Genomic DNA, 17,181 nt, shown 5'->3' with positions numbered 1-17,181 from the left:
TTGTTGCTGGACAATTCTATAGTAATAGGTATTTTCGAATCAGGTGCCTAGAAAACACCTTAAACACATAGCGGATTGGTTGCCGAAATAATCAGTCTTCCACACATTAAAGACTTTGACTCATTGTATGTTAGGCGCATATAATAACTTTGTCGGGTGTAGTTATGCTATACAATACCCTTGTGGGGAAAGCATAACGACGGGCTATGTGCCGTGTTTTCTAGCACCCGGCATCTTTTAGAGTGTCAATAGAAAACCTTTAAGCACATAGGAGCCAAATCATGGCACAATATTTAATTGACTTACATCAAACTACGATTGATGGTGATATCGTTCAGACAGTGAATGCACCTGAATTACATACATTTTTGGCAATAGGTAAACGTTTTGCTATTTGGATTACGAACCGTATTAATCAGTATGAATTTGAAGAGGGAAAAGACTATATTTTAACGCTTCCCAAAATTGGGAAACGTTAAAATGTTATCAGCAAAGAATATCACCTCACCTTAGACATGGCGAAAGAACTTTCCATGGTTGAACGCAATGAGAAAGGACGTCAAGCACGCCGTTACTTTATTGAATGTGAAAAGAAACTGAGAAACCAAGCTGTTGATTATGATAATGATACACGCTTTGATGATTTTAACTATCTTCGCCAATATGTTTTGACAAATTATCCTAAAATCATGGGTATCATCTTTGGTTATCTTTTGAAAATAGATGAAATCGAAAAAGAGCTTGATCATTACAAATCAGTTACAAAAGAAGCTAAGCGCGTTTTAGCAAGATCTGTCGTAAAAGCTACTTAGATTTAAAACACATCTCCCCTCCCCGTTCTCAAAATGGGGAGGTGGTTTAAAGATCAAGTTTTGAATGGGAGCCCAGACGCGCTAAAATCAATCGATCTTGACCAATCAAGCGATAAATCAACACTAGGTAAGGTCGAATATGGCAATCTCGATAATTGCTCCAATTCCCAGTCAATGCATGATCATGATATCGAGGTTCTAAGGGTTGATCATTTGCTAATGCTGCAATGATTTGGCGCAAATCAGTATCTAAAAGATGCCGATACCGTCCTTTCATTTCACGCTTGAAATCACATTTGAAGATAGTGGTACGTTCAATCGTCCGCATAGAGATCATCAAATAATTCGTCTACGGAATGAAACTTTTTTAAGTTACCTTCCTCTAGTTCTGCAAAAGCCGCTATAGTTTCTGCATTAGGTTGAAACAAGAAGGACGGAATAGCTTTATCTTGTGCAATACGCGTCATCAACACTCTCACAACATCACTTACTGATAAACCTGAAGCTTGAATAACTTGACTAGCGATATTTTGAATTTCTTCTGGTACACGCGCTTGAACCATGCGACTGGCAGCCATAATGAGCTCTCCTCTTGTAATTGTACTTCAATGTAATACAATTGAAGTTTAATTTCAACTGTAAAGCACATTTTTTAGAGTGGCGAGATCGTTTGGCTTAACAACCACTTGCTTTTTTTAAGACTTCACCCATACGTGTTCGCCAGTCTTTTCCTTGTTTTTTAAAAGAGGCAATAACATTTGGGTCAAGGCGTAGAGTAACCGCTTGTTTGGGAGATTCAACCGGTGGACGCCCACGTTTACGGCGTTCTTCTGTTACATATTTAAAAAAGGAGGCTGGTAAAACATCTTTAGCTGGCTTTAAGCGTGCAAGTTCTTCATCTGTCAATGGTGGGGAATCCACAGCGTCCCAATCTTCTTTTGTGTAGCCACATCCTGTTTCAAAGTTTTTTTTGATAATCATTGAAAACCTCTCTTTCTTTTTTATTCGCTTGACGAAAACTGATAATGGATATCGCTTCATTGCCAAGCTTTGCAAAAACAATAACTGTTGTGCCATCAGCAAAATGTCCAATAGCCTTCATGCGGTTTGAATGTGTTGCATCAATAAGAGCATGTTCCCAGTCAAAGTAAATAACATCAGCAAAATCAAGCTTATGTTTATCAATGTTTAAAGCTCTTTTTGGTTCATCCCACACTATCTTCATATATTTTATGTACACGAAAAATAAAACCTTGTCAACAATTAAAGTGTACAATAATTTGTATATACCATTCAAAATGGAGCAACTATGAATAAGAAAACGCGTAAGGGTTTATCGGTTCGTGCGTTTGCGAAGAAGATGGGTGTTTCACATAATGCGGTGGTTTCTCGGATAAAGACAGGTAAATTTGATAAGGCTCTTTTTGAAGATGGTTCTGTCAATGAAGCCGTTGCAACAGCCATCTGGAATGAGAATCCAACAAAGCGCCCTGCTCCATTTTTAGCGCCTGATGGTCAACCGCGGACAAAGATCAAACAAGCCTCTACAGATGGAGCCAATGAATACAAGATAAAACTGGAGCGAATGCAAGTTGCCCTTGAAAGCGAAAAGATTGCACTTGAACGATTGCGCGAAACCACTGTTGATCGAGAAGAAATGAAAAAGGCAGCTCGTGAGTTTGGAAGAACGCACCGTGATGCTATGTTGAATTTTCCTCATCGTTTTGGTGCAAGCATTGCTGCACAAGTTGGATGTGATGCGGCCAGCCTTATTGGTGCTATTGATTACACTATGAGAACCGCTTTGCTTGAGGCGGTTAATATTCCAGTGCCTTTTCATGATCCTCATTCTCCAGAGTTAGAGAACTTGCAAGAAACGAATAATGGATGACAATGCAGTCGAAGAATTTTTCGCCCATGCCAATAATGCAAGACAACCGGACCCACCGTATACGGTTTCGCAATGGGCGGATAAGAATAGATACCTTAGCACCGTAGCAAGTGCTGAATCTGGATTGTGGAGAACAAAGCGGCCCCCCTATTTGCGCGAAATCATGGATAATCTTTCCTCTCACAAACCGATTGAAACAACTATTGTCATGAAAGGGGCGCAAGTTGGCATGTCAGAGGCAGGATTAAATTTCTGCGGTTATGCTATTCATTATAGTCCAGGACCTGCCCTTTATGTGATGCCAACGGTTGAGACAGCCAAAAAGCTTTCAAAGACGCGGCTTGATCCTATGATTATGGCAAGCCCTGCTTTAAGCGAACGCATTGCCCCAGCGCGGGCACGCGACAGCGGGAATACCATGTTTTCGAAAGAGTTTGATGGTGGTGCACTGATGCTTACAGGGGCAAACAGTGCTGCTGGTTTGCGTTCCATGCCTATTCGTTATCTGATTTTGGATGAAGTGGATGGTTATCCTCTCAGTGTCGATAACGAAGGTGATCCAGTGATGATTGCGGAAAAGCGCACATCAACCTTTGTACAACGAAAGATCTTTAAATTGTCCCACCCACCCACCGTGACACAAGCCGTATTGCCAAAGATTTTGTACTAGGAGACCAGCGATATTACAACGTGCCTTGTGATGCATGTGGTACACTCCAGCCGATTGTTTGGTCACAAATCAAATGGCCGAAAGGGGCTCCCGAAAAAGCTGTTTTTGTTTGTGCGCATTGTGGTCATGAACATGCCGAGCACCGAAAAACAGATCTCATGTGTGAAGAAAGAGGCGCATGCTGGGTCCCAACCAGTGAGTCAAGCAGACCCAATTTGCGTTCTTATCATATTTCGGCACTCTATTCTCCTTGGCTTACATGGGGGGAATGTGCAAGAGAGTTTTTAAATGCCAAAGATGATCCAGCTCTTCTACAGCCTTTTGTCAATACAGTGCTTGGAGAGCCATGGGAGGACAGAACAGGCGAAGTTATTGATCCTGATAGCCTCTATGCAAAACGCGAAGATTATCCATTGGCACCAGAACAATCCGTCGTGTTGACAGCTGGTATTGATGTGCAAAATGACCGCTTGGAACTTGAAGTGGTGGGATGGGGGCGTAGTGAAGAAAGTTGGCATATTGATTATCAAGTGATCCTTGGTGATCCCTCTTCTTTTGAAGTATGGGACCAATTGGATGAATATCTTGCAAAACGCTGGCCACATCCAGGCTATAAAGAGGGGATTAGGATAACAGCTGCTTGTATTGATACCGGTGGTGGACATACACAGGCGGTTTATAATTACGTGCGCCCCCGTGAGGAGCGGCGTATCTGGGGGCATTAAGGGGCAAGCGAGATGGCGTGCAGTATGGCAAAGAAAATCTTTGGGGGTGTGCAATGAATACCAGTATCGATTTTTTGTGCGATTTATGAATAGCATTGTTTCAGTTTTCCAATCATCACAGCATTGGAGATGAGGATTGCACTGCCATAATTGAGATTATGGGCATGGTGGAAAAAGCTTTAGTTTTTAAACTTCAAGATGAAGTGCCTAATATTACAAAGATTTTGGCAGCTCTTACAGATTTTGGCGATTCAGAGTTTCCTACAGTTATGTTGCCTTTATTGCGAGCTTACGAACCAGATCTAGAAAACCCCATTAAAAAGGTTGCTTAAATACCTCCCTTCCCCATCTTTAAAGGTGGGGAGAAGATCAAGAGGCTTCTTTAGGTAAGAATTCAAAATGAACAGATTTAAAATCAGTTAAGTCATAATCAGTAAGGTTGCAGTATCAACAAAGTTTTCTGCTTCTTCATCCGTCTTGAAAACGGGTATTTGTTTAATTTAGAGGTTTTCATAAGAATTAATTTTCTTTTAGTACGTATAGATTTTTAAAAGATTCAAAGCTTAGAAGAAATGTATCTGTTTAAACTAACACCATTTTCAGCGGCTTGTATTGAAAGTTTTCTATGGAGTTCTGGTGGTATTCTTAATTGAAACTTGCCACTATATTTACCATGAGACAAAGGCAGAGGAACTTCTTCTCCATTATGTTGCATGTCCTCAACAACTTCTGAAACAAGGTCCATAATACCTTTTAAAGCTTTCTCTGCTTGAGCATCTAACCATGAAAGGGATGGGAATTCTGCACACAATCCAACATATTCCTCATCTTCTTGCGACCACAAAACACGATATGTATAATGATTATTGTTCATGTTTCATCCTTTCTATCGCTTGTAAGACTTGTCTGAATTGATAAGCTTTTGCTTTGTTACCAGAATCTTTTTGAATATTCATACGGGGGTCACCAAGCCACGGGGTTTTAAAAACAAAGCGGCTTTTACCATTGTTCCGCGGTTCTCCAAAAAAAATGTACACACACACAGCCAACAAATCTGAAAACTTTATGTTCTTTGGTGATGCTTTCATCAAGCTGATTATTTTTTCAACTTTATTGTTTATAACCAATAATAGTATCATTATTAATCCTAATCAATCATTTTTAGAAATAGCGTCAACTAACAAGAGCCTTTTGTAACTCGACACTGTTAAAAAAGCTCAATCAAGGTGAATATGAAGCTGTCCCTGCCGAGCTACAGAAATGGACCAAAGCAGGCGGAAAGCGTCTTGAAGGTCTAGCACACCGGCGTGCGGCAGAAACAGGCTTATGGGCAAGAGGGGCTTATTTCCCTCCAATTATCAAACAGTAGAAACGCAAGCACCAACGGGGGTTTTCAAAGCAGAAGCATTGGCACCGATTATTGGTTCTTTTTCTGGGCTTGGAGGCTTATTAGCAGGAAATGGACCAATCCAATGGGCTTTAGCCGCCATTATGGTTTTAGCCGCATGTACTGGTATTTTCTTTGTAGCTAAACGCTTTCAGGAGCACCGCCTATGATCTTATGGATGAAAAGAAACTTGATGGTAACAGGTGCGGCTTTAGCGGCTTTTTTATTGCCTTAGCAAGAGCTTTTACTCTTGGGAAAAAAGCAGAGCAACAAAAGCAAACAGAAAAAGCTTTAAAAGCAGCCACAACACGGCTGGAGGTGGAAAGTGAAGTTAATCAAAAAAGTGATGCTGATATGCGTGCTGCTCTCTCTGACTGGTTGCACGACAAATAAATATGCTTCTTCTTGTGTTGGCTGGTTGCCAATTTATTTAGACAAGAAAGATCTGAACGCCATCAGTTCCAATTTAGCAAGAGAGATCTTAAAGCACAATAATCTAGGTGAACGCTTGTGTGGGTGGAAACATGGTTAGAAAAAAATCCAAAAAACACACAGAGCTTACAGAATCAGAAAAAGAAATACTTCAAGAAATGATCATCACCTATCAAAGTGTGAAAATGATGTCTCGTTTGATGAAGTGGATAGCATTTTTTCTTTTTTTTGCTTATCCTTGATTTTGCACGCCTTATGGATGCGATAGACAATATCTTTGCACATTATAAAACAGTGGCTAACCAAAAACTGAAAGCTTTACCCCCTTCCCGCTTTTAAAGCGAGGAAAGAGAGATTATATCGTAATCTATCCGCTAATCGCTTAAATGTTTCTTAGACACCTGACGCGACAATAGACATAACAATTATCAAGCCTCTCCAGATATAAAAGACGCCCATTGTTCTGAGAGAACACGGCGCTATTCTAAAAAATCCGTCCGCATGTAAGCCTTTGTCACTGAATTCCCAACTGAATACGCAAGAACAGATTCTGCAATTTCAAATGGTGTTGACGTTGTCTCTGCTATACAGTCCCGCAGAATCGATCTGAAACCATGAAGTCTATAATTAAAACCTTTGTTTTTCATAAATTTAGAAAGTGCTACATCAGATATAGGCTTTCCAAAACTCTCAACAAATAAAAAACCATTTTTTTGCTTTTTCAATAACAGCAAACGCTTCATCTGTAAGCGGCACATGAAAATCAGAAACCTTTCCAACAATTCTCTTCATATTTTCTTTTGGGATAATCCATATTGATCCATAAATCTCTGAATATGCCTGATTGGTATAAAAAAACGTCAAAATAAGAAGTTTTAAAGCTAGATGTGATACAAGCTCATCATTTTAAGATTGAAAAAACTTAGGCATTTCTTTCCATGGCATAGCTGGAATATTTTGGGTATTTTGAATAAACTTTTCTAATAAAGCTTTTGCTTTTAATTGCATATCCACATCTATACCAAGTGCCACCGCATGTTTTATAGCTATATTCAAGCGGGATAGAGCTTTACTTGCTGTTTCGTTTTTTGTTTTCCAAATAGGAAAAATGCATCCTTTTATATCAATTTGCGTCAGTTCAATGATTGGCGTATCATCAAGTTTAGGAAAAACATGTAACTCAAGAGGTGTTAACCAGCTTGCTGCTTTTCCTTCATTTTTCAATTCGTTTTTTTGGTTTCAAAAGCACTAGAGGCAATTTCTCGTAAAGAAATCCCCCCTGCCCGACGCAAATTTTCTTTTTGTTTTCGGCGAATCGGGTCAATTCTTTGATCTAAACGATCACGACAAGCTAAAGCTTTGAACAGTGCTTCTTTTAAAGATACATTGCGACAAGAGCCTAATCCCATTTCTCGTCGTCTTTTATTGAGGTCAAACCTAAAAACCCATCATCCTTGATCTGGTGTAGTTTTGATAAGCCATAAACCAGCTCTGTCAGCATATTTTCCTTTAGATAGATTTTTTACAGATAAGATAGACGGTCTATCACGTTCTTCGAACCACCTTTTAAAAACCACCTTTTGAATTGCACTTGGAGCACTTTCATCTGGTACCAAGATTATATATAAAAGGCAATTTAATAAATAAAATAAAATAAAAACAATTAGTTATTAAACAGAAAAAAGATAAACTGTGCTATCAGGTGATATTGTAGAGAGTTCTAAGGGAAGAAAAAATTGTTGCACAAACGTGCACGCCGTCCGCACCACTCTATGTGAATTTTCTTTATTTTCTCATTACTTAGATAGTAAAAACTCTCTTTAAGTTTACTGTTTGCAACTCTATAACGGTATTATAAAGTGATAACTGTAATAATATGAAAGACGAAGCAATCCTTCTTTGCCAACAAATGTTTCAACCACACCTCGTGAACTAAAAATTTTTTATTCTTAACAATTAAGACTCTGAGTAACTCTTCCTTACCTCCTCATTCTCACTCAAAGTCAAAGCCCCCCTTTTTTCACCATAAAATAGTGTTTACAATGCATAAAATTAAAAAATAAAGGCCCTATCAAAGAAATAGGACCTCTTAAATTTAAGCTCCTTTATCCTACAAAATTAGAATTTGTAAGCTATTCCTGCGCGAAAATCATTCGTCTTATACTTAACTTCAATCTCGTCTTTGAATTTCCTTTTACCAAAATCTGAGTAACGATATTCCGCACGCACAACAAGATGATCTGTCATTGCAAAATCAACACCACCACCGAGAGTATAACCAATCATCGTTTTTGTTACATCCGATGTCCTACTAAATGGCTCACCTCCCGTAATTACTGTCGACAAAATATCCTGAAACTGTCCATAAGCAACACCACCAGCAATATAAGGCATCACACGCCCCGTAGAAAACCCAACACGCACCCGTGTAGCACCTGTCCATTTTTGTTTTAACGTATGATTAAAAGTTAAACTGTCTTTCTCTTCTTTATCCTCTGCAGAAGAGCGAGAAAAGCCTCTGCCCTGTCTCCTGACAATTTTTGCCTTTTTTCGACTTTTTTCTTCTGTATCTAATTCCTCAGTATCACTACCCGATCCTTCAGTGCCCAATCCTTCAGTTCCACCAGCACTCGATTCATCTGCATGAAATCTTGTTTTTGTATCCTTTTTTTCCGTTAAAATGATATCCGTATCAATCCCCATAATAAAATTATTACCGAGATCAAAATTAACACCCGCATAAAAACCACCTATAAACCCAGAAAGATCGGGCATATGCTGTTTCTCGACAGGTATCCATGGTTTACTTTGACTCCCCTCATCAGGATAGAGAGGAATATTAACATCAGGCACTGTTGCAGAAATCTTACTTGAAAAGCCACCAACTTGCCCCCCGAAATAAACACCTCCCCAAGAAAAAGGTGAAGAAGCAACAACTTCTGAGGCAACATGTACTGGCTCTTCGTGAGCCACCACATCTGCAGCCTGTACTATAGAAGGTGAAATCAAAGAAAAAACAGATGCTGTTATAAATTTTGTATTCATAAAATTATACCCCATTGCTAAATTTAAATATAATCAAAAATCACATTTAGAAAAACAAAGTTTTATAAAATCTTATGCTGCAAAATCGCATATACTCCTTTATAGTTACATTTAAATCTATTACTATATTAATATATCATTACATCAAAATTTAATATTATCAAATAAATTTTAAAATATTATAATAATGATTACTTCAAATAATAAATATTTAATAAAAATACCTATTATCTTGTCAAAAGGAGGAAATATAAAACATTTTGTATTAAAATTACCGCAAAAAAATCACAAAATAGTATATTTTATGCCTTTTTTTATGAAAAAATTCTAAAAATGATGTAATTATTTTTAGAAAATCGATGTTCATTAACAATACTATAAATACCTCAATATTCTTACATCCAAAATGCATACTGTAGATTCTACATAGTATAAAAAAACATCCATTTTATACTAAAATCATACTTTTTTTTACCATTTTCTAAAGGATGAGATTATTAATTACACACAATATCATTATCCTTCTAAATCTTGTCCCCAAACAAAAATTCTCAATCATTTTATTTAAAAATTGCTCTTCCCCTACTGATTTCTATATTATCATCTGCCTTTATTGCAAAACGGTCTTTATTAGGAAAAGTTATAAAACATCCCTTCATACAAATTGTAATTGTTTGATGAGTATTTAAAGAAATTTTTGAAGGTATACTTCCTTCAACAACAATAAGAGATTGTATCTTTAAATCAGTATTCTTCACTGTTGCAGCAAAAGCTGTTATGGTAAAAATACTTAATAGAATAACTGTAATCAAAATATAAGTATATTTCAGCATTCTAAGATTCCTTCCTCAGAAAAACGCTTATATAGGCTAAATTGAAGAGCATTGGTTACATGAGAAGATGAGGTAATATTAGGCACATAAATAGCCAAATTAAAGGAAAAACTCTTACGATCAAATGCTGTAAAACTCACCTGTGGGATAGGATTTTTTAAAACGCCTTCTGTCGCAGAAGCAATCTCTAACAAAATTTCAGCAACATGCTCTGGAGCAACCTTAGATGATACAGTAACTGGTATATCAATTCGTCCTACTTTATTACGTCGTGTCCAATTACTAACGTTGTTATTAATAAGGCTTGAATTGGGAATAATAATCGTCTTACGCTGAATTGTCTCAAGTTCCGTTGCACGCACACTAATACGCTTAACAACACCCCCTACTGATCCAGATTCTATATAGTCCCCTATTTTAAATGGTCTTCCAACTAAAATAATAAGTCCAGAGACAAAGTTTTGGACAATATTCTGTAAACCAAAACCTATACCAAGTGAAAGTCCTCCAGCAATAAGAGCGAAATTTCTAAGATCCAAACCTGCCATTGATAATCCGGTCAAAGAAGATACAACAACGCCTCCATAACTTATCACTGTTTTGATAGAATTACGTATACCAGAATCGAACTCTCCATGAACCAACACCACATTATCTAACCAACCAATAAATCGGCGAATAAGAAACCAGCAAACACAAAAAGAAATAATTCCTGTTACAAGAGAAATCAAAGAAAGACTAATATTTCCAATCTGAAAACCGGTCACCGATTGCCACAAAACTGCTTTTAAATCAGAATAGGAAAATCCAAACTGTACAGCAATTGGCATTGCACAAAATATAACAACAAATAAATTGAGAAAAACGCTCACAAAAACTCCCAATTGATTCATCGTTTTTTCTTCTAAATGAAACCTCTGCATCAAAAGATGACCAACCGTTGTTTTCATAAATTGGTCTTTAGTTCCAAGTGCTTGAGCGCTTTGTATTCCTAAATACATGAGAACTAAAAATGCTCCATCAATCATAATTTGCTGCGTAATAAAACGCGCAAGTCCAACGTAACCTAAAAAATTCAATACAAAGAGCAGTAACCCCAAGCCAATAAGAGGAATGCGTATATAAAATGGCCAAAAGTATGGCTCTTTTTTTTCTTCTTGAACACGCCTACGTCTAAACCGCAAAGGTACAAATGATATTATAAATAGCAATATCGCTACAAGAAAAACAGCAATAAAACTTTTAGCAATTGTTAAAGATAGAGGCGCTGAAATGATTTGATAAATACTATCAAGAACAGCGTCAAATGCCAAAATACCCCCTAAAGAAGTGAGTAAAATCACTAATTGATAAGCAGACGATGATGTAATCTTGAGAAGACCTACATGGGGCCTATTCGATGATAGAAGAACAACAGCTAATCGATTGATTAAAAATAATAAAATAATTTGACAACCTATCATATCAAAAACTGTTGTAAGCTTACCTGGATCTAAGTTAAAACTACGAAACAAAAACAACACAAGATAAACGCAAAGAATACATACAAGTGAAGGTAAGAGAACTGAAATAAAGGCGATCAATAAGCGTTGTAAATAAGATATTTCCTCATTAGACTTCGTAAAGTGGCAATACACATGAACAAGAACTTTTTGAGAAAAATACGAAAGTCCCAAAGTAATAAAAAGTGGAATTAAAAAGCAAAGAAATAGTTGTAAAAACTTGAAGTAAAATATAAAATTCCACCAAGAATTTAACAACACAAGAAAATCTGATGAAGCCTCTTTTGTTTTTTGGACGAGATGTTTAACCATCGGAATCGAAAACTCAAGCCTATACGTAAGCGTGCGTTTAAAAAGCTCCCGAGATTGAGAAATAGAAAGTTCAGCTATTCTATTTGCCGCTAAGAAAATTGCTTCAAAACGAAGCATGATACTGTTAATTTTAGCTTTTTGCTCTATCAAATAGGAATATTCCTTCACAGAGCTTTTCAGTTTTTTCACGTCACGATGGAGCTCCATTAATTGATCAAGAAGTGTATTAATCTCATTAAGAGGAGGACGCAAAACAAATGCTGCCTCAATAGCACGTTCACTGATATCTTGTGCACGTAACCGTAATTCTTCTAAAGCACGCTCATCTTCTGGCTTTCTGTCAAAATCTCTTTTTAAAGTTTCAGTATTTTCTTCAAGAGTCTTAATAATCAACTGTTGTTGCAGAATAATTTCATCAACTGAATAAGAAGCTATCGTTTGTTCGACAATTGTATTTTGTGCCCCCCTATTACCCCATGCACCAGAATTAAATACAAAGATAATCCCCAAAAGAAGGAAAAGTATGTGGATGTTTTTTCTACAAAATGAATACATATCTACCTTATGAGCACAAAAGGGATTTTATTTTTCTCTTTTAAATATGGTATAAAGTAGATATTTTCAACTTTTATAGAATAATCTTATAAAAGCTTTCCCTTATCCTATAATACTGGTAATAAGATAAAAGAATGATAAATAAGCTGAACTCAATAAGATTAAAGAAGGCACTCTAGCATGTTTTTTTTGCACCTTTATTGCAAAAAAGAAGATTTTCTTCCTTTGACAACCTGGATTTTTCTATCCAGTTTAGGTGTATTCTTGACGAGCAACCTAGAAACGCGTGCTTATTTAATCAAACAATCACACACCAATAATGTCATTAAAACGAATAGATTTGATTTACATCATAAGTGTGATCAGGTGAATGTTACCACAACTGAAAACAAAAAACTTGTAACACTCCATACAGAATCTATTTTTATGAGGACCTTTCAAAAAATCCTAACATTGGATTTCTTTTTAATAAAGATTCCAGCTGTTGACACACGATTTCGTAACGTTAAAACACAATATTTCTCAAATAAACGCGCTCCTCCCAATGAACATACTTAATTCTCTTCCTTGAATATAAAAACGATCATCTTATTTTACTTGTGCTTTTAACTTTGAATAACTGTTAGATTGCCTATTTACGGAATATATCATGCGTACACCTGGTTGGTTAACTACCCTTTATTGTTTTATTCTTTTAAGCAGCATTTATGTTGCCTTACCCAATTTATTTTCACACGAACAAGTTAAAAACTCGAAATTCTTACCCGACACCCGTGTAGCACTTGGTCTTGACCTTCAAGGAGGCTCTTCTCTCCTGCTCGAGGTTGATAGCAAAACGTTAAAACGCGATCAGTTACATATAGTTTTAAGCAATGTGCGCAATGTATTGCGTGAAAAACAAATCCGCACCTCAAGTGTGCGTATCGTTGAAGATAGCGTTATTGCCCTTATTTCTGACCCATCGCAAACTGAAAAAGCACTCTCTGCTTTGAAAACATTAATAACCCCCATACACAGTAGCTTTGGCACAACAGAACATAACATCACGATCAGTGCTCAAAATGAAACTCTCCGCGTCACATTAACAGAAGCTGGTATAAAAGACCGTGTCAGCAATGCTATTGAACAAAGCTTAGAAATCATCCGTCGTCGTATAGATCAAGTTGGTGTTTCAGAACCAGCCATCCAAAAGGTCGGAAATGATCGTATTATGGTCCAATTGCCTGGACTACAAGATCCAAAACAACTGCGTGATCTTTTAGGAACAACCGCTAAGATGAGTTTTCATCTTGTTCCTTCTAATGTGGACCCCAATAACCCCCCTATAGGTGTTTCTATTCTCCCTGGATACACTGATGCAACACAACATTATGCAATTTATGATCAAATTGCTTTAGATGGAAATGTCCTGAAAGATGCCCGTGCAGGTTTTGACCCCCAAATACCAGGACGTTCCATTATTTCATTTACGCTAGATTCCGCTGGTGCAAAAATATTTGCCGATATAACACGACAAAATATTAACCGTCCTTTTGCCATTGTTCTGGATAATAAAGTTTTAACCGCTCCGACCATCAATAGTGTCATTCCCAATGGACAAGGTCAAATTACAGGAAACTTTGACCCCAAAGAAGCCTCAACTCTGGCTGCTCTGCTTCGTGCTGGTTCCCTCCCCGCACCACTCACGGTCATTGAAGAGAGAACCGTAGGTCCAAATCTTGGTGCTGATGCTATCCAAATGGGACTTTACACCGGCATAATTGGCTTTATTCTTGTTGCAATTTTTATTTTTCTTCTCTATCGTATTTGGGGATTAATTGCCAATATAGCACTAGCTCTGCACACAATTTTAACATTTGCTGCACTGAGTCTTTTGGGAGCTACGCTTACGCTGCCTGGTATTGCTGGTATTATTTTAGGCATCGGTATTGCCGTTGATGCTAATATCCTTATCAATGAACGTATCCGTGAAGAAAGTCGAAAAGGTGTGGGTGCTTTTGCAGCCCTAGATCGTGGATTTAAACACGCTTTTGCAACCATTGTTGATGCAAATGTTACAGCAATTATAGCGACCGTCTTACTATTTTGGTTCGGGACCGGTCCCGTTCGTGGTTTTGCCGTAACAATGTTGCTTGGTATTATCATCTCCATGTTTACAAATATCACCATTGTACGCATCATCATGATTTGGATCGTTCGTAAATGGAAAATTAAAAAATTGCATATTCACTCTGCTTTCAACATCATGCCACAAAACACAACTTTCCACTTTATGAAAGCACGTTTCATTGGTATTGGCGTCTCAATTGTTTTATCAATGGCTTCAGTTTTTCTCTTTTTTAAGCCTGGATTGAATTTTGGTATTGATTTCATTGGCGGAAGCCAAATGAGTATTACCACGAAAGGACCAGCAGATCTAGCAACTCTGCGTTCCAAGCTTTCTACTCTTAATATTGGTGAAGTTACCTTGCAAAATATTGATAACGAAAATACCGTATTAATTCGCATGCAGAAACAAAGCGGTGGCGAAGCACAACAAACCACCGCCATTGATAAGGTCAAAACAGCTGTACAAAATATCTATCCCGATACCACATTCGATCAAATAGAAGTTGTTGGTCCCAAAATTTCAGGTGAGCTTGCCACAGCTGCTTTTACTGCTGTTATTCTTGCGGCTATTGCCATGTCTCTCTATATATGGTTACGCTTCGAGTGGTTCTTTGCCATTGGAGCAATTATCACTCTCATTCTAGACACCACAAAAATGATTGGCTTTTTTGCTTTATTTCAATTTGATTTTAATTTAACGGCTATCGCCGCACTCTTAACAATTGTTGGATATTCTATAAATGATAAAGTTGTCGTCTATGATAGGATGCGCGAAAATATGCGTCTTTATAAAAAAATGCCGTTGCGCGAGCTGATTGATCTGTCAATTAATCAGGTTCTTGTACGTTGTTTTTTTACATCAGCCACAACAATTCTTGCGATGCTCCCCATGGCGATATGGGGTGGAAGTGCTGTTCATAATTTTGCATTACCCATGGTCTTTGGGATTATTATTGCAACATCATCCTCTATCTTTATTGCTGCTCCTATTTTACTCCTGCTAGGAAATTGGTGGCGTGAGCGAAATAATCGTGCAAATATCAAAGTGAAATAAAAATGCCCTTTAATGCGTATGGTACATCTCGCCTCTCTTCTCATAGAAATATAGTCGTTTTCATTCATTCGCTTTTTGATCAAGAATAGTAAATAATCCATGCTCCACGACACACCACTTATCACAACTATTGTTGCAGGCTTATGTTTAGCATTTCTCTTGGGAATGATTGCTAGCCGTTTACGTATTTCACCCCTTGTAGGCTATTTGTTAGCTGGTGTTATTGTGGGACCCAATACAGGCGGATTTAAAATAGATTCCGTCATCATTAATCAACTTGCTGAAATTGGTATTATTTTGCTGATGTTTGGTGTTGGGCTCCACTTTTCATTAAAAGACCTTTTATCTGTCAAAGCTATTGCTGTCCCCGCTGCTATTGCACAAATGGCATTTTCTACTTTTCTAGGTTTGTGCCTTGGTCTGATTATGGGATGGGGCTTTAGTGGTAGTTTGATTTTCGGTCTTGCTTTATCCATAGCAAGTACCGTTATCCTGCTACGTGCTTTGCAAGAGCGTCATCTTATTGAAACAGAAAAAGGACGCATTGCCGTTGGATGGTTGATTATTGAGGATTTAGCAATGGTCCTTATACTTGTCCTCATCCCTTCCTTGGCAAGTGCCCTCAGCAATACCAAAAAAGAAGCGTTGGATCCTCTTGTTCAATGGTTGGATTTAAGTATTTTGGGTATTTTTGGTCTCACCATCCTGAAGGTAATTGTATTTATTGCACTTATGCTCGTCATTGGGCGACGCGTTATCCCATGGCTTTTAAAAATGAGCGCACAATCGGGATCACGTGAATTATTTCGTCTTAGCGTCTTTGCTATTGCATTAGGAGTAGCTTTCGGAGCCGCTCATTTATTTGGAGTTTCTCTTTCTCTTGGTGCTTTTTTTGCTGGTATGGTCATGAGCGAATCAGAATTAAGCCACCGTGCCGCGGAAGAATCTTTACCACTGCGCGATGCTTTTTCTGTTCTCTTTTTTGTTTCTGTAGGCATGTTATTTGACCCCGAGAAACTCTTAACTCATTTTTTCCCTCTCTTAGCAACCTTATTCATTATCGTAATCGGAAAATCTGCTGTTGCCTTTTTCATCGTTAAAGCTTTTCGCTATTCTAATGCAACAGCTTTGACTATTTCTGCAAGCCTTGCCCAAATCGGAGAATTTTCCTTTATCCTTGCTGGTTTAAGTTTAAGCTTAGGACTTTTAAACAATGACGCTCATGATTTAATTCTTGGAGGAGCAATTTTTTCTATTTTGCTCAATCCTCTTGTTTTCATTGCCTGTAATAAAATTAAAAAACGTCTAGAAAAAAATTCTGCATCTTCACAAAATACCCAAACAATTATTGATATTGATCCACAAGATCCTGACCAAGATTTTTTACCGATGACCTTAAAAAACAACCATATCGTAATTATTGGCTATAGTCGTATCGGTAAGTGTGTTGCATTATCTTTAATAAATAGAGGTGAACCTATAGTGATCGTAGAAGAATCAAAACGCCTCTCTGATAAAGCGATTGCAGATGGCTTTGAGGCTATTTGCGGCAATATCATTCAACAAGAAATAATGAACGCAGCAAATATAAATAATGCACATAAAGTTGTTATTACAATGCGAAGTACCATTGAAGTAGGAGAATGTATCGTAAATATCCGTGATATGAAGAAAGATATCCAGATAATCACACATGCATTATCCGACACAGAAACAACATATCTCATTGATTTAGGTGCTGATGTTGTAGTAACAGATGATGAAGAAATTGCCAATGGTATTATAGAGTATATAACAGAACGAAGATCTGTAAGGAATATGCTCAATCATGAAAATTTACAGAAAACATAAAAT

Annotated in this window: 14 protein-coding genes and 6 pseudogenes; 11 read left to right on the top strand and 9 right to left on the bottom strand. The window is 37.4% G+C overall.

Annotated features, from left to right (window positions below; all coding sequences use genetic code 11):
• Positions 1-281: 281 nt before the first annotated feature.
• Positions 282-812 (top strand): annotated as a pseudogene (locus ACFINI_RS06275) (antA/AntB antirepressor family protein).
• Between the two features lie 46 nt (positions 813-858).
• Here ACFINI_RS06275 and ACFINI_RS06270 read toward each other — a convergent pair.
• The 4 genes from ACFINI_RS06270 to ACFINI_RS06255 all read right to left on the bottom strand — a co-directional run bounded on the left by ACFINI_RS06270 (position 859) and on the right by ACFINI_RS06255 (position 2,037).
• On the bottom strand, positions 859-1,140 hold the full coding sequence (locus tag ACFINI_RS06270) for a type II toxin-antitoxin system YafQ family toxin (RefSeq protein ID WP_375612165.1): 282 nt from the start codon (positions 1,138-1,140) through the stop codon (positions 859-861).
• Positions 1,127-1,390 (bottom strand): type II toxin-antitoxin system RelB/DinJ family antitoxin, encoded by a 264-nt coding sequence (locus ACFINI_RS06265; protein WP_375612164.1) that lies wholly within the window; start codon positions 1,388-1,390, stop codon positions 1,127-1,129. Before ACFINI_RS06265 ends, ACFINI_RS06270 begins: the two co-directional genes overlap by 14 nt.
• A gap of 97 nt (positions 1,391-1,487) precedes the next feature.
• On the bottom strand, positions 1,488-1,793 hold the full coding sequence (locus ACFINI_RS06260) for a BrnA antitoxin family protein (RefSeq protein WP_375612163.1): 306 nt from the start codon (positions 1,791-1,793) through the stop codon (positions 1,488-1,490).
• Entirely contained in the window at positions 1,771-2,037 is a 267-nt protein-coding gene (locus ACFINI_RS06255) for a BrnT family toxin (protein ID WP_375612170.1), read from the bottom strand. Before ACFINI_RS06255 ends, ACFINI_RS06260 begins: the two co-directional genes overlap by 23 nt.
• 84 nt (positions 2,038-2,121) lie before the next feature.
• On the opposite strand from ACFINI_RS06255, the gene ACFINI_RS06250 reads away from it, so the two are divergent.
• The 3 genes and pseudogenes from ACFINI_RS06250 (at position 2,122) to ACFINI_RS06240 (ending at position 4,430) form a co-directional block, all read left to right on the top strand.
• Entirely contained in the window at positions 2,122-2,703 is a 582-nt protein-coding gene (locus ACFINI_RS06250; protein WP_375612162.1) for a hypothetical protein, read from the top strand.
• Positions 2,696-4,135, top strand: a pseudogene (locus ACFINI_RS06245) (phage terminase large subunit family protein); the annotation flags it as partial. The gene ACFINI_RS06250 and the pseudogene ACFINI_RS06245, both read left to right, overlap by 8 nt.
• Before the next feature lie 52 nt (positions 4,136-4,187).
• Positions 4,188-4,430: a hypothetical protein gene (locus tag ACFINI_RS06240; RefSeq protein ID WP_375612169.1), complete on the top strand. Its 243-nt coding sequence runs from the start codon at positions 4,188-4,190 to the stop codon at positions 4,428-4,430.
• A gap of 224 nt (positions 4,431-4,654) precedes the next feature.
• Here the strand turns inward: ACFINI_RS06240 and ACFINI_RS06235 are convergent, their stop codons facing one another.
• Positions 4,655-4,972, bottom strand: coding sequence for a type II toxin-antitoxin system HicB family antitoxin (locus ACFINI_RS06235; RefSeq protein WP_375633830.1), 318 nt, complete (start codon positions 4,970-4,972; stop codon positions 4,655-4,657).
• Between the two features lie 306 nt (positions 4,973-5,278).
• Between ACFINI_RS06235 and ACFINI_RS06230 the strand changes: the two are divergent.
• The 4 genes and pseudogenes from ACFINI_RS06230 to ACFINI_RS06215 all read left to right on the top strand — a co-directional run.
• Positions 5,279-5,655: pseudogene (locus ACFINI_RS06230) on the top strand (lysozyme); the annotation flags it as partial.
• Positions 5,652-5,878 (top strand): annotated as a pseudogene (locus ACFINI_RS06225) (hypothetical protein). The pseudogenes ACFINI_RS06230 and ACFINI_RS06225, both read left to right, overlap by 4 nt.
• Positions 5,811-6,017: a hypothetical protein gene (locus ACFINI_RS06220; RefSeq protein ID WP_375611112.1), complete on the top strand. Its 207-nt coding sequence runs from the start codon at positions 5,811-5,813 to the stop codon at positions 6,015-6,017. Before ACFINI_RS06225 ends, ACFINI_RS06220 begins: the two are co-directional and overlap by 68 nt.
• Positions 6,010-6,230: pseudogene (locus ACFINI_RS06215) on the top strand (hypothetical protein). Before ACFINI_RS06220 ends, ACFINI_RS06215 begins: the two are co-directional and overlap by 8 nt.
• A gap of 166 nt (positions 6,231-6,396) precedes the next feature.
• Here ACFINI_RS06215 and ACFINI_RS06210 read toward each other — a convergent pair.
• From ACFINI_RS06210 to ACFINI_RS06195, 4 genes and pseudogenes are all read right to left on the bottom strand, one after another.
• Positions 6,397-7,503, bottom strand: a pseudogene (locus ACFINI_RS06210) (tyrosine-type recombinase/integrase).
• 532 nt (positions 7,504-8,035) lie between these two features.
• Positions 8,036-8,962, bottom strand: coding sequence for an outer membrane protein (locus ACFINI_RS06205; RefSeq protein ID WP_375646845.1), 927 nt, complete (start codon positions 8,960-8,962; stop codon positions 8,036-8,038).
• 560 nt (positions 8,963-9,522) lie between these two features.
• Positions 9,523-9,795, bottom strand: coding sequence for a hypothetical protein (locus ACFINI_RS06200; protein WP_375612155.1), 273 nt, complete (start codon positions 9,793-9,795; stop codon positions 9,523-9,525).
• On the bottom strand, positions 9,789-12,164 hold the full coding sequence (locus tag ACFINI_RS06195) for a mechanosensitive ion channel domain-containing protein (RefSeq protein ID WP_375646841.1): 2,376 nt from the start codon (positions 12,162-12,164) through the stop codon (positions 9,789-9,791). The genes ACFINI_RS06200 and ACFINI_RS06195 overlap by 7 nt, the downstream gene beginning before the upstream one ends.
• Before the next feature lie 180 nt (positions 12,165-12,344).
• On the opposite strand from ACFINI_RS06195, the gene ACFINI_RS06190 reads away from it, so the two are divergent.
• From ACFINI_RS06190 to ybaL, 3 genes are all read left to right on the top strand, one after another.
• Positions 12,345-12,722, top strand: a complete 378-nt coding sequence (locus ACFINI_RS06190) for a hypothetical protein (protein ID WP_375613487.1) — start codon at positions 12,345-12,347, stop codon at positions 12,720-12,722.
• Positions 12,723-12,813: 91 nt separating this feature from the next.
• Positions 12,814-15,327 (top strand): protein translocase subunit SecD, encoded by a 2,514-nt coding sequence (gene secD / locus ACFINI_RS06185; protein WP_375620802.1) that lies wholly within the window; start codon positions 12,814-12,816, stop codon positions 15,325-15,327.
• 99 nt (positions 15,328-15,426) lie between these two features.
• Complete coding sequence (gene ybaL, locus ACFINI_RS06180; RefSeq protein WP_375646836.1) at positions 15,427-17,178, top strand: YbaL family putative K(+) efflux transporter; 1,752 nt, start codon at positions 15,427-15,429, stop codon at positions 17,176-17,178.
• The last annotated feature ends 3 nt before the right edge of the window (positions 17,179-17,181 follow it).

The organism is Bartonella sp. AA56HLJMS, assembly GCF_042197145.1.
In the GTDB taxonomy this organism is placed as follows: domain Bacteria; phylum Pseudomonadota; class Alphaproteobacteria; order Rhizobiales; family Rhizobiaceae; genus Bartonella.
The sequence above is the reverse complement of the archived record's forward strand: the minus strand, read 5'-3'. Positions and strand labels throughout refer to the sequence as shown.

Bases quoted from the DNA above. Each gene is read 5' to 3' on its own strand.
- ACFINI_RS06270 (WP_375612165.1), bottom strand. From the start codon at position 1,140: ATGCGGACGATTGAACGTACCACTATCTTCAAATGTGATTTCAAGCGT.
- ACFINI_RS06265 (WP_375612164.1), bottom strand. From the start codon at position 1,390: ATGGCTGCCAGTCGCATGGTTCAAGCGCGTGTACCAGAAGAAATTCAA.
- ACFINI_RS06260 (WP_375612163.1), bottom strand. From the start codon at position 1,793: ATGATTATCAAAAAAAACTTTGAAACAGGATGTGGCTACACAAAAGAA.
- ACFINI_RS06255 (WP_375612170.1), bottom strand. From the start codon at position 2,037: ATGAAGATAGTGTGGGATGAACCAAAAAGAGCTTTAAACATTGATAAA.
- ACFINI_RS06250 (WP_375612162.1), top strand. From the start codon at position 2,122: ATGAATAAGAAAACGCGTAAGGGTTTATCGGTTCGTGCGTTTGCGAAG.
- ACFINI_RS06235 (WP_375633830.1), bottom strand. From the start codon at position 4,972: ATGAACAATAATCATTATACATATCGTGTTTTGTGGTCGCAAGAAGAT.
- ACFINI_RS06205 (WP_375646845.1), bottom strand. From the start codon at position 8,962: ATGAATACAAAATTTATAACAGCATCTGTTTTTTCTTTGATTTCACCT.
- ACFINI_RS06200 (WP_375612155.1), bottom strand. From the start codon at position 9,795: ATGCTGAAATATACTTATATTTTGATTACAGTTATTCTATTAAGTATT.
- ACFINI_RS06195 (WP_375646841.1), bottom strand. From the start codon at position 12,164: ATGTATTCATTTTGTAGAAAAAACATCCACATACTTTTCCTTCTTTTG.
- ACFINI_RS06190 (WP_375613487.1), top strand. From the start codon at position 12,345: ATGTTTTTTTTGCACCTTTATTGCAAAAAAGAAGATTTTCTTCCTTTG.
- secD (WP_375620802.1), top strand. From the start codon at position 12,814: ATGCGTACACCTGGTTGGTTAACTACCCTTTATTGTTTTATTCTTTTA.
- ybaL (WP_375646836.1), top strand. From the start codon at position 15,427: ATGCTCCACGACACACCACTTATCACAACTATTGTTGCAGGCTTATGT.